Below are 11,895 nucleotides of genomic sequence, written 5' to 3' on the forward strand. Positions count from 1 at the left end.
TGTAAAGTCAGCCGATTCTTCAACTAAAGGGCAGTTAGTTGAAGTAAAGTATTGTAGTTTATTTATTCTTTAAATGATAACCCTTCTTCTTCTAATGAGGTTCTCATATTAGGTAAGGAAGCTGGTCCAATACCATGAATTTTTAAAATTTCTTTTTCAGTGAACTTTGATAGTTCTTTCAAAGTGTCGATCCCTTCGTGAACCAATGCATTTCTTGCAGGTGAACTGAGTTTCGAAAGGAAGCCACTTTTAGGCTTATTCTCTTTATCACAGGTAGGACAACTTGGACACTCACTACTTTTGTAATACTTATGTCCCTTTTCACAAACTCTTAAACTTTTTTCTACTGTCAAAATAATTCCTCCAAACATTAACATTTCAATTTCATTATAAATCCTAACATTTTTCAGGAACGTTCTATCATACGAATGTCTAGCTGTTCAAGCACAAACGGCCATGCCTGTTCATGCTGGTCCTTTGATTCCTCATCTGGAAACCCTGCGTGTGTGAGACGTATTTGGGTGCCATTGCCGCATTGTTCAAGTTCAACTGTAACAACGGTCTCAGCTCCCTTTGTTCCCCTGGCACCAGTTACCCACGTCATTTCGACGAGACGGTCTTGCTCAAGCCTCAGAAATCGTCCGTAATGAGGATGACGTGTATCTTCAAATTCAGTTTCAAAAAAGAAGGCTGTGTTAATTTCTCCCTCCATTAACACAGTTCCAGGAGCTGCAAACCATTGATCGAATTGCTTCGTCCACGCTTGGAACAGTACATCGGGCGGTGCATCCATCAGTCGCTCAACCATCAAATTAAACGGCCTTGTTGAAAGGTCAGGTATAATACTTGGCTTCATTATTATGTCCCCCATCTCCATTTTGGATTGAATTGTATCATCAATAACTTATATTACACTGTATATTTCATTATCCAGCCGAAACACAATCGATTCAATTCCTCGACCGGGAGTATCTCGTATACACCGCAAGTTGACATAACCCCACGACTAGGAAGTATTAGACTTATAAAGGTAAATCAGATGACTCTGGAACAACTACAGGCTCACCTGCTTTTAATAATACTTGGTTTCTTCCTAATAAAATGCCAAGTAGTAATATAAGCATTCCCGTACCCAATAGGATCCACTCAACTTTTACGACATCTGCCATAGGCCCGAAAATGAGCATTCCTATCGGCATCATAGATGTAGCAATCATTCCAAATACACCAAATACTCTACCTAAGTAATCACCCTCGACTCGTTCTTGGATTAATACCATCGTCGGAGTATTGAAGAATGGCACTGACACTCCGAATATCGCCATGAAGAGTAAATAAGCCCAGAATAGTGGGATAATCCCTAATCCAATCGTACAAATCCCCATTATTATAGTGGCAAGTGTCATCGTGTGCACCTTGTTTGAATAGCCTCCCCACGAAGCTATAACACCTCCCCCTACCATCATTCCAATTGAAAAGGCTATTTCAATTGCAGTTAATCGCCATACTTCATCACCAAAGCTCCTAACTACTTGTAATGGAGTTAAAAATGCAGCCGGTGCCATCAAAACAAAAAATAATGCGAAAAACAAAAAGAATTTTTTCAAAAAAGCATGGTTATTAATATACGATAGACCTGCTTTAAAATCGCTAAAATAGCTTGTTGTTTGTATCTCAGATGCCTTTGCATGTACCTTAATTTTTAAAAACACGAGCAAAGTGACGATTGCTATAGCAGCAGTGACCACATCGATAAAGAAAATGATTTCTAAGGTAGCCATCGTCAGCAATGCCGCACTCACCATAGGAGATACGAACATAATAATTGCCTGAATGCTTCCATTAATTCCGCTTACCCGCGTCAGTTTATCCTCTGGAACAATTTGCGGTAAAATGGCCCCTACTGCTGGACCTTGAATTCCTGTTCCAATCGCTCTAACAGCTGCCATAGCAAATAGTAACCAAATAGCCTCATATCCCATTAGGAAGACAATGGCCATTATGAGTGTTGCAACAGCAATCAGTCCATCCGATAAGATAATGAGTACCTTTCGATTGTATCGATCTGCCCATACGCCACCAAATGGAGATAATATAAATGTAGGGACGAACCCACATAATATAAACAGTGCCATCATCATTCCTGATTGTGTAGTAAGTGTTATATGCCACATAATCGCATATTGGACAAGTGAGGATCCAAAAAGTGATATCGTTTGGCTACTTAAAAAGATAATAATATTCTTTTTCCAATTATCGAATTCCGAATTCATCTTCTTCACGACCTTTTCTGTATATTTCTTGCGTAAAAAGTAAATGGTTAAGTTCTTTTTGCTCTATCGAAAAAGATTAGCTACATTATTATTTTTAGACAACAAAAAAAGAGGGTAGATTCACCCTCTTTTTTTCGATAACTGTAAAATAAAGTTTTCCTAAAAAAGACAGACTAATCCCATTTGCTCCACACTTAGGTAGAGGCATTGACCATATTCAATTACGGTTCAAAGTTTGGATTCTAAGTCTCATAGATGCTGTCAAAAGGAAAACCTCCATTTCTTTAAGTGAATTTCATTTTATCATAGCTTTTTTCGGTATTCAATAATAGTCTATAAGTTATTATGAGCCTTAATAGGCAGCTTGTTTTATTAACTTAAAGCCTCTATTTTAGGCGTAGCAACTATCTTTATTCTTCTTGTAATTCTCTTGCTGTGAAGTAATAAGAAAAAGTCATAAACCATTGAGAAGAAGTTTATTGACAAGTATATTAAACAGAGTAGTCTAGACCAATAGATTATCATATTACTAAATTAAATATTGGGGGAGATTTTGTGTATGGATTTGATTCGACGTTCTGGTTAAAGTTACTTCACTTACTTCTCATTCTTACCGTTTATTTCGTGTTAATGATTTCATTTAATGCCATCATGCGAAGGTGGTTAGGAGTTGAGAAACGAAAAGCATTTTCTCATAACCATGTAAATGATAAACACAAGAAAATCGATTGGAGTATTAGGTGGTTTTTTATTGCCATGATGGTAATAGGAGGTTTTATTAATGTGACAAGGATCCCTCGGGAACCCTATTTGTTGTTGCAACCATGGTTTTTGTTGGTTGTGCTTATATTTGTCACTGAAACCGTAAGAGCAGTCATGGAAAAGGGATATGCAAAGAATCCAAACGCCTACGTTTTTACTGTCTATCAATTAATTTTCACACTGATACTGCTTATTTTATTATATACGACTGATTTTTTTGGTATCTTATAGCCAAGAGTTACAATTCTTTAATCTGAAGTTCCCAAGGTTTAAATCAGTTGAAATTTCCAGGCTCGTTTCCTCTTCTCATGCATATTAAATATGTTTCAATTCTTCTATTAAAAGTTGTTCAATTTTTACCGTATCCTCTGGATGAAAAACATGGCCGGACTTCTCCATCCAAATTACCTGTTTTCCCATCACTGCGTCTAATTGAGTAGAGTATGATTGTATTAACTCACCAAATACATGGATATCTTTTGCCCCATGAATGAAAGTTACAGGTATAGCTATCTTTTTTATTGTTTCTGCAAAATTAATCTTTTGTATTTCTTTAATAAAATCATCTGAATATATGAGTTTAAACCCTTTTTGAACTACTCGTGATTGAAATCACGAGATTCCTAAGTTATCCAACCTAATGGTCGGAAATTTATTAGGCTATCCCCGCAGTCCCTGCGGTTAAGATACGAATTGCTTCGTTTCGAAGATTAAGTCCTGCGTTAATATCTCTGTCATGATGACTATTACATGTCGGACAATCCCATTCACGCAAAGCGAGATTCTTAACGGCTTTGTGTTGATGGCCACAAGTTGAGCATAGTTGGCTGGACGCATAGTTTTTGGCGACGACAACAACTGTCTTGCCGTACCATTCCGCTTTGTATTCGAGCATCGTTCGGAACGCTGACCAACTGACTTCACTAATGGCTTTTGACAGGTTGCGGTTTTTGAGCATGTTGGACACTTGTAAATCTTCAATCCCGATAATGTCGTGGTTTTTGACAATCACGGACGATATTTTATGCAAGTAGTCCATTCTACTGTTTGTGATTCGCTCATGAATGCGGGCAACTTTGACTTTCTGCTTCTGATAATTCCTACATTCATACAACATCTGTTTTCGATTGATTGCGATTCGCATTTTTCGTGACAAAATCCGCTGTTCTTTGCCTAGTTTCTTTTCCATCTTGTGGAAGTATTTCGGGTTCTTGTAGACTGTCCCATCTGAAAGGATGGCGAAGTCCTTCAACCCAACGTCGACGCCAATAGTAGATCCTGTTTCTGGATATTCTTGAATGTCATCCTCTGCTAGTAATGATACGAAGTATTTGCCACTAGTTTTACGTGAAATCGTGGCACTAATGATTCTGCCGTTGACCTCTTGACTCTTGGCAAACTTCACAAGTCCTAGCTTCGGGAGCTTCACTTGATTCCCGGCAATAGCGATATTCCCGTTCGTCTGCTTTGTGGTGTACGATTGGGCGGGATTCTTCTTTGACTTGAAGCGTGGTGAATTGTTCTGTTTTTTGAAGAAGCGCTTGAATGAATCGTCCAAGTTCTTCAACGCAGATTGGAGCGAGATACTGTCCACTTCTTTGAGCCAGTCGATTTCTTTTTTTAGTTGGGTCAATTGGGATGAACAGGAATTGTAGGTCAATCCTTTGCCTGTTTCTTTGAAGGCTGTATTCCATTTATTCAAAAAGTGGTTGAAGACAAATCGACTGCAACCGATAGTTTTCGCAATCAGTATTTCTTGTTCTTGATTTGGGTACATGCGATACTTATAGGCTTTGTGTCGAATCATTGTCTTCACCTCACTTTCTGATTTTGGATATAGTGTCGAATTTGTTCTTCTGTTTGTTCGCTGACTGTTGCCACAAAATAGGAAGGATTCCAAAGATGACCACCCCACAATTGCTTTTTGAGTTGTGGAAATTCTTTGAAGATTAGTCTTGCTGAAACACCCTTCAACGCTTTGATCATGCTCGGAATGGAATGTTGTGGTGTGCAATCGACTAAGAGATGTATGTGGTCCAGATCACTCTCAATTTCAGCTAAAGTGAAATCGTTGTCTGTGGCAATTTGTTGTAGAATCTCTTTTAGACGTTTGTCTACATCGCCACTCAATAATTGGTGACGATATTTAACGCACCAAACTATGTGATATTGGATGGCATAGACATACCCTCTGCCGTGCTTTACTTCTGACATGCACTATCACCTCTAATTAATAGTAACATATGTGAAATTATTTTTATATTTATAGCCTTTAAAATAAGGGTTATAGTCATTTTTAATTTCAACATATGTCGTACAATTTACATGTCCAAAGACATACCTTGACCGATGCCGATTCATCTCACGACTAAAGTCACGAGTATTCTCGGCAGAAGGCATAAACTAGGTCCTTTTATTAATTCATCGGAATGGATAATGGTTCCAAATCTTTGCTGCCATTTGCGTAAGACACCCCACTGTTTAAAGTTTTTATTAAATGGTGGTTCCCCTACGGAATTTAATTCATGCATTGCTTTTTTATTATTTCGAATTTTGGCTTCTTTCTTGGTCCATAACAGTCCTAATCGATCATTTTCTGTCCAACTTACTATTTGTGATAAGCCAATATACGAATAAAATTTCTCTGGATTCTCACTTACTGTCTTCAACCCTATTAGAGATCCCCATGAATGTCCCGCTAAGAAAATCTTTTCCTTATTAAATCGCTTTATTAAATAGTCCGTTAATTCACCGGTATCTGAAACAAATTGGCTGAAGGTCATGGAATGCTTTGGAATAGATTTATGATAAGACTTCCCCTGTACCCCTCTGATCCCAAAAAACAACAATAAAGTGCTTTACAAGTTCCTTTGTATTCGTAACAATCGTATAGTTACTCCCTCTACTCGATACACCCGGTAATGGTAACGATGGCCCCCCGTGTAAAAATAAGAGTATAGGTTTAGCAGAATCTTCTCCCTGAATAAGTATTGATTGGTTAATACCACCAATCTTAATAGAGTTAATTTCGCTTATTCCATTTTCAGTACTAATAAAATCCGATTTTTTTGAAGCCACAAAACCCACTTCCATTCTTTTTGTATGTACTTATTAATGATCCCGATACAAACAATCATGAAGGTTAAAACATGCGTTTTTTTCTTTCCTGGGGACTTTTTCAAAATTTATTTGTCTCGACTAGCTACACTCACAACTTTTTCTCCTTTTATAAGTTCCGCAATAGAATAATACCGGGCACCAGGGTTATTAGCCGGTGGTTTGGGAAGATGCTTCAAATGAATTACATCTTTACTAGAAAGGTTATAGAAACGATAATCTTCTCCTTGACGGGGGAATCCAAAGCCTTAAACACGACCTGAGATATATTCTTTAATTCTAGTGGCGAAATCTATCTGAATTATAGAAAATCACTTGTTTTATAGAACAGAGCCAAACTATGCCTTAGGAAACTGTCCCATTTGATAAGAACTCGCTCAATACTTCATGTTTCATCACGAACAAAAATTCTTCATACAGTGAGTGTATAATCTGATTTTCTTCATACTGGTACCTTAGATTAAACTTCTAAACAGTCATTTTCCAACTTGATAATGCTAACCATTTTTCCTGTTCCTTAAAATTGGGACTCATCTTCCCAACAAGACGCCAGAAGGAACGATCGTGATTTAGATGGACCATATGGCACATTTCATGTACAACGACATAGTCAATCACCTCAAGTGGCGCCATTGCCAGCCTCCAATTGAATGTTAATTGCAGTTGTGAATCACAGGTTCCCCAGTTTGCTTTACTATCAGTTATACGAATAGAACGCGGCTTTACCTTAAAATTGCTTTGGTGGTTTCTGACACTCTTCTCTACCAATGCTTTACAGCGTTGATAATAAAATCGTTTTAAAGCTTGTTTAATTTTTTCATCCTCAAGTTGTTTCACGAATATATGTAATATACCCGCTTCAAAAACGACATGGTCTTGTTTAATCGTACAGTCTTGAGAAATCTGAATCGGATATGTTTTCCCTAAATAGAGAAAGGTTTCACCATGATGATAGTCCCTCTCCTTTGGCCCAAGCATTCTTTCTTTCATTTCCTTTGTTTTTTGTTGAATTTGATTCCAATTTTGCTCGATTAATTGAATCACTATTTCATCGGATGTCCATTTAGGAGCCTGGACTTCCATATATCCATAGGCATCTATCTGAATACCCATGGATGCCCGCTTTTTGTAATTGATCTCAAATTGTATGGTTTCACCTAAGTATGTATGTCTCATTTAATCACCTGTAGTAGCGGTTCATTCGCTTATCCTCGTATTTTATAGTTTATCTTTTAATTATAAGCCATTCATTCTGGTTTTCATTTTCTACGACTACTCATTCAGTATCAAAAACTTCTAGACGGTGAAACTTGTCATAGGCACACAGATTTCTCCTATTCGTATTTACCTTATCAATATAACATATGACAATCTTAAGACTCATTTAGTAATAAATTACCACCCTAAAAGCACCACTGTTTATTCTTCCTTTATGATGAAACTGTTTGCTTTAATCAATCTATTTCACTCAGGTACCTCATAATTATTTGGTTTATCGTTAACAGATGTTTAAAATAATCAAGCCATTTAATCTTCTTCTATTAAAACTAGAGCCATACTAAATTAGACTATGTAGAAAAGGAAATTAAAGTTTTTTAAATACAAATATGGTAGAAACTAATCTTGTTTAATTCGGATTTCGAATCTTTAAGTAAACCATATAATAGGATGTTTATAGTCTGGCTGATAAAACAGATGGCATGCTAGCAACGGTTTCCGGCTCGCTATGGACGGCATATCTTCTGCAGAATAACCCTAGAAAGTAAAAAGAATCTTCCGGCGGGTTTGCGTCCGTCGCTCGCCTATAACCTAAACATTCATAGGTCTTTGATTTCGATTTAATTAGTGAGTGGACACTTACTGCTTAGAAAGGAAGCCGCCGAAGATGCAATTTCGGCTGCTTGTTGCTATTCACGAGCGCGTCTATATTAATGTGTTAGTAAATTTTATTTTCATGGAAGTTGAAGAAAATTTCTTGGCTCTTATCGTCATCTTAAAACGAAAATGAACACTAATGGAAAGAGTGAATTTTTATCATAAAAGGTGATATAATTTTAAAAACTGATTATGGGAGGTAAGTCATGGAAAATGAAAAATGTGATTTGAAACACCCAAACAGTGTCAAGGAAAAGAAACTGGAAGTAATCGATGGCTACACGATCAAGTACCACGCAAAAGGAAAAACAATATGGTCAAAGGGAAAAATGATTGACGATAAGCCAGCTGGCTATTGGGAATGGTATCGTATCGATGGAACAATAAAGCGTTCTGGGTATTTTGAAATGGGCGAACCTATTGGTGAATGGATTACTTATGACAGCAAAGGGGAAAAATACAAAACTACCAATCGTGATAAAGATTAAAATGACAGGGTCGATTCTATTGCTTATCCATTGCGGAATAAGCTTTTAAGAATTTTAGAAAAAGATAAAAATCATTTCTCATTACAAAAAATATTGACAAAAGCGTAAATATCTTAATAACTTATGCATCTCCCCAGCTACCCACCTATGAAGCACAAAACCAACTCTACACGACAGAGGATGAAAATGAGTGCAGAACAGAATTGAATTTTCATGGGAGTGGAATTTTCTTTTCCTAAACGAATAGCCTATTTTCAACCAATTTTACAGGTCACTGCAATGTAAACGTCAAATAATGCCCACCTATTTGATAGGTGGGCATTATTTGACGCTTACGTTTAAGTTAAGGAGTTAATTTTAATTAGAAATACTAGATTGGTTAAACTCAGTGGTCATTTTAAATCAGAGTTTATATAAAGGTTAATAAAAATATAGGTAACGTCAGGTAATATGATCTTGTAACTTTAAAAATTACAAGATCATAAAAATCTCTATTTTATATGTTCTGTAAATAAAATGTCGATATACCTTTAAAAAAAATTTTTTTAAAAAATATCTCGCATGCTTACATTAAGCGACAAAATGGATTTCATCTACGGCTACATGTCCAGAGTGAAATCCTTATTCAATGATTCTATCGATTCGGTCTGTTTTATTAGCTTCTTCTAATTTTGAGATAGAACGTTTAAGATGGAAATTTTTAGATATATCCCCCATAAATCGTTTGTTATTTTTCCGCAGTTGTTCGACCTTATTTTGGCTCATATTATCCATGTGTTTCCGTCTCTTTCTCGTCCTATTCAAATATTACAAAATATCTAATTTGGCTATTATTGCTACAAGGATTTGAAGTAAAGCTTGAATGTTCACTGACAAATCAGTGTCAGTCGTTGTTACTCTTACATTTTTGGATCCCTCAATAATGGTTTTTTGTACATTTCTTTGTCTACTTTTGGTAAATTGCTTGAATTCTTGAACCACTGCTCTACCTTGATCTGAATCACCGATAGTAGCGGTAATAACAGCTACTATCGCTGCCTGAATTCCTAGTTGCAAAGAGATTGCTGCTTGTGTATCTGTCGTGTTTACATCAACCCCTTCTGAGTTCCTAACGATAATTACCTCTAAGGATTTCTGCTCAATTGACGCAACCTGTTTAGCTTCTTGCAGAACATTCGCATCGTTACTTCTAGAATCACAATGATCCAATGCTTTCCACTCATTTCTTTTGTCCATATTGTTCACCTCTTTTCGTTTTATATTAAAGAACGTTGATTAAAGAACATCTAATGTGACGACTAATGCTAGCAACACTTGAAGCATTGCTTGAATATTAATCGCTAAGTCTGTATCAGTAGTTGTGATATTAACGTCTTTTGAATTTTCAATATAGATTTTCTGTTTGTTCGTTTGCTCAGAATCGAAATTCTGTAAAAGTTCTTGTGCTACAGTTTGACCTCGGTCAGAATCACCGATCGTGATGCTAATAACTAAAGCAATGGCTAGCTGCAAGCCCACTTGAAGAGAAACTGCTGCTTGAGTATCTGTCGTCTGGACTATTATGTTGCATGAATCTTTAATCCATATTAATTCGTCAGATTCTTGATCTATAGTTGAAACCTGGTCGGCGTCTTGCGTTACTACTGCATCATGATCTTGATAGTTTCCATACTTATTACACTTTTGGGCATTTGATTTACTATTATAATTTGACATATTTACACCTCCTTTTTTATCATATTTCAATATACGCAATTGCTAGTCTATTAGGAACGGCAAAGCATATTTTCCAAAACAAAAAAAGTACACAGGCATTTTAGAGTAAAGATATTCTTCGAATCCTTTTATTAATAGTGCTCAATAGTAAGGACAATCATTAAAAAGACTCTGTGATTAATAGGTTCCGTATTTCTCTTGGGCACTAAGCAAGAAATAGTTCGATCTAATACGTTTTTCACATGTAGATTTGTCTCTAGACATTAGCTTTATTTTTCTATTAAACGTTCCATTCATTAATTCTGTAGGGATATTGAAAAGTCCATAGAAAAACCCCGAATCAGGAACTTTATTAAAAGTTTCCGAGATTCGGGGTACAGTTCATTATTGATTGGGCTTTTGTTTAACAAATGCGTCCACTTGCAGGCTCAGCTCTTCTACCAATTCTTTAATTGCCTGTTTTTGTTCATCTAATAGCTTTCCCTTTAAGCTCTCTACGTCGATACCATTTTTTCGAAAGGCATTGCTCACTAGCAAATCAACGACCTTATTAGAAATTATCTCTGGCTTTTCAGGTAAATTACTCATATACATCCCTCCTATTCTTGAAATCTATTTTCATATCAGCATATGCAACTATCTGCCAAGAGGCAACTGCGCGTATCACGCACCCGACTGAAAAGTAAGCGTTAAATAATGCATACCTATCAAATAGATGGGCATTTAAAGTATTGTTAAGTATTCTTTTTGATGTGGCTGGCATCTGGTATGGTCGATGACTAAGGAAGTAGCCCACGTCAAATCCAGCCGGTTCTTCAACTAAACCACCCCTTACGAAAACACCCCTTTACCATCCATTCATCACAATACCAGTGCTGCACCACAGAGGATGAAAATTCCAATTTTAATTTTTATGAGAGTTGAACAAGCAACTGGATGCTCCGCTATAAAACTCCGATTTTGCTCAGATTGGTACACTCTCCAAAATAATCGCCATTACGTTCTTGACCAAGAAACTTGATGTCCCATATAGATTCACCTACTCAACTGGATTGTATAGGTTATTCAAAGTAGGTTGACATAACATCATGATTTGGAAGTATTTATCTTCGATTCTATTAGCGCTTTCATCTTATTTTCAAAATATTTGGCTTACATAAGCTTATTTTTTTTGAGCAAAATATATATTGAAGGTGGTCATAAACATGAAAAAATATATAATTGTTCCCTCTTTTTTAGTGTTATTTTTAATGACTTCAATACCATCACATGCCGAACCAAATTATTATCAGCCAGCTGAAGAGTCTAAAGAAGAACTAATGATGGATTTATTTTTATCATTACTTTTACCAGATATTCAAAAGGCCGTTTCAAATTATTACTCTGATTTTCTTACTGAAAGTCCCATGGTGTACCCGTATCAAATAAACATATTAAAGATGGAAAGAACGAATGGATATCGGGGGTTCATGTTTTTAGTAACCCTTGAAGTCACTCCCGTTGTCGGTCCACACAATCCCGTCGGAAAAGATCAATTAACATTTTCTATTACTCCAGGTAGAGTCACTCTTAAAAATTTTAAGCATATAGAAACTTACGAACTTCCTCCTAATTGGCAGGATATCAAGAAGAAAAAGTGAACGGCATGTATGGTTTTGAAACGC

16 protein-coding genes are annotated in these 11,895 nt (G+C 36.4%); 4 read left to right on the forward strand and 12 right to left on the reverse strand.

Features of this window, described 5'->3' with window-relative positions; translation table 11 throughout:
* Window positions 1-62: 62 nt before the first annotated feature.
* The 3 genes from E2636_RS13155 to E2636_RS13165 all read right to left on the reverse strand — a co-directional run bounded on the left by E2636_RS13155 (window position 63) and on the right by E2636_RS13165 (window position 2,273).
* Entirely contained in the window at window positions 63-353 is a 291-nt protein-coding gene (locus E2636_RS13155; RefSeq protein WP_134210606.1) for an RNA polymerase alpha subunit C-terminal domain-containing protein, read from the reverse strand.
* A gap of 53 nt (window positions 354-406) precedes the next feature.
* Window positions 407-856, reverse strand: coding sequence for an SRPBCC family protein (locus E2636_RS13160; RefSeq protein ID WP_243840645.1), 450 nt, complete (start codon window positions 854-856; stop codon window positions 407-409).
* Window positions 857-1,022: 166 nt separating this feature from the next.
* The gene (locus E2636_RS13165) at window positions 1,023-2,273 is read right to left on the reverse strand and encodes an MFS transporter (protein WP_134210607.1); all 1,251 of its coding nucleotides are present in this window, start codon (window positions 2,271-2,273) and stop codon (window positions 1,023-1,025) included.
* Between the two features lie 555 nt (window positions 2,274-2,828).
* On the opposite strand from E2636_RS13165, the gene E2636_RS13170 reads away from it, so the two are divergent.
* Window positions 2,829-3,266, forward strand: a complete 438-nt coding sequence (locus E2636_RS13170; protein WP_134210608.1) for a DUF4181 domain-containing protein — start codon at window positions 2,829-2,831, stop codon at window positions 3,264-3,266.
* A gap of 424 nt (window positions 3,267-3,690) precedes the next feature.
* Here E2636_RS13170 and tnpB read toward each other — a convergent pair whose 3' ends face one another.
* From tnpB to E2636_RS13195, 5 genes are all read right to left on the reverse strand, one after another.
* Entirely contained in the window at window positions 3,691-4,842 is a 1,152-nt protein-coding gene (tnpB, locus tag E2636_RS13175; RefSeq protein ID WP_134210609.1) for an IS200/IS605 family element RNA-guided endonuclease TnpB, read from the reverse strand.
* 5 nt (window positions 4,843-4,847) lie between these two features.
* Entirely contained in the window at window positions 4,848-5,249 is a 402-nt protein-coding gene (gene tnpA / locus E2636_RS13180; RefSeq protein ID WP_134210610.1) for an IS200/IS605 family transposase, read from the reverse strand.
* A 143-nt stretch (window positions 5,250-5,392) separates the two neighbouring features.
* Window positions 5,393-5,818 carry a serine aminopeptidase domain-containing protein gene (locus E2636_RS13185; RefSeq protein ID WP_134210611.1) on the reverse strand — a complete coding sequence of 142 codons (426 nt, stop codon included), beginning with the start codon at window positions 5,816-5,818 and terminating at the stop codon, window positions 5,393-5,395.
* A 19-nt stretch (window positions 5,819-5,837) separates the two neighbouring features.
* The gene (locus tag E2636_RS13190) at window positions 5,838-6,113 is read right to left on the reverse strand and encodes an alpha/beta fold hydrolase family protein (protein ID WP_134210612.1); all 276 of its coding nucleotides are present in this window, start codon (window positions 6,111-6,113) and stop codon (window positions 5,838-5,840) included.
* 507 nt (window positions 6,114-6,620) lie between these two features.
* Window positions 6,621-7,328: a M48 family metallopeptidase gene (locus E2636_RS13195; RefSeq protein ID WP_134210613.1), complete on the reverse strand. Its 708-nt coding sequence runs from the start codon at window positions 7,326-7,328 to the stop codon at window positions 6,621-6,623.
* A 709-nt stretch (window positions 7,329-8,037) separates the two neighbouring features.
* On the opposite strand from E2636_RS13195, the gene E2636_RS19590 reads away from it, so the two are divergent.
* Together E2636_RS19590 and E2636_RS13200 are read left to right on the forward strand one after the other, a co-directional pair.
* Window positions 8,038-8,160, forward strand: coding sequence for a hypothetical protein (locus tag E2636_RS19590; RefSeq protein ID WP_279587105.1), 123 nt, complete (start codon window positions 8,038-8,040; stop codon window positions 8,158-8,160).
* 73 nt (window positions 8,161-8,233) lie between these two features.
* Window positions 8,234-8,515, forward strand: coding sequence for a toxin-antitoxin system YwqK family antitoxin (locus E2636_RS13200; protein ID WP_134210614.1), 282 nt, complete (start codon window positions 8,234-8,236; stop codon window positions 8,513-8,515).
* 621 nt (window positions 8,516-9,136) lie between these two features.
* On the opposite strand, the gene E2636_RS19030 is transcribed toward E2636_RS13200, so the two are convergent.
* The 4 genes from E2636_RS19030 to E2636_RS13215 form a co-directional block, all read right to left on the reverse strand.
* A complete protein-coding gene (locus E2636_RS19030) occupies window positions 9,137-9,280 on the reverse strand; it encodes a hypothetical protein (protein WP_166669528.1) in 144 nt (47 codons plus the stop codon).
* A 42-nt stretch (window positions 9,281-9,322) separates the two neighbouring features.
* Complete coding sequence (locus E2636_RS13205) at window positions 9,323-9,751, reverse strand: spore coat protein (RefSeq protein WP_134210615.1); 429 nt, start codon at window positions 9,749-9,751, stop codon at window positions 9,323-9,325.
* Window positions 9,752-9,790: 39 nt separating this feature from the next.
* On the reverse strand, window positions 9,791-10,231 hold the full coding sequence (locus tag E2636_RS13210) for a spore coat protein (RefSeq protein WP_134210616.1): 441 nt from the start codon (window positions 10,229-10,231) through the stop codon (window positions 9,791-9,793).
* A gap of 384 nt (window positions 10,232-10,615) precedes the next feature.
* Window positions 10,616-10,819 carry a spore coat protein gene (locus E2636_RS13215; RefSeq protein WP_134210617.1) on the reverse strand — a complete coding sequence of 68 codons (204 nt, stop codon included), beginning with the start codon at window positions 10,817-10,819 and terminating at the stop codon, window positions 10,616-10,618.
* Between the two features lie 617 nt (window positions 10,820-11,436).
* Here E2636_RS13215 and E2636_RS13220 point away from each other — a divergent pair.
* A complete protein-coding gene (locus E2636_RS13220) occupies window positions 11,437-11,871 on the forward strand; it encodes a DUF3888 domain-containing protein (RefSeq protein ID WP_134210618.1) in 435 nt (144 codons plus the stop codon).
* Window positions 11,872-11,895 lie beyond the last annotated feature (24 nt).

This window comes from Paenisporosarcina antarctica, from assembly GCF_004367585.1.
GTDB classification, from domain to species: Bacteria; Bacillota; Bacilli; order Bacillales_A; family Planococcaceae; genus Paenisporosarcina; species Paenisporosarcina antarctica.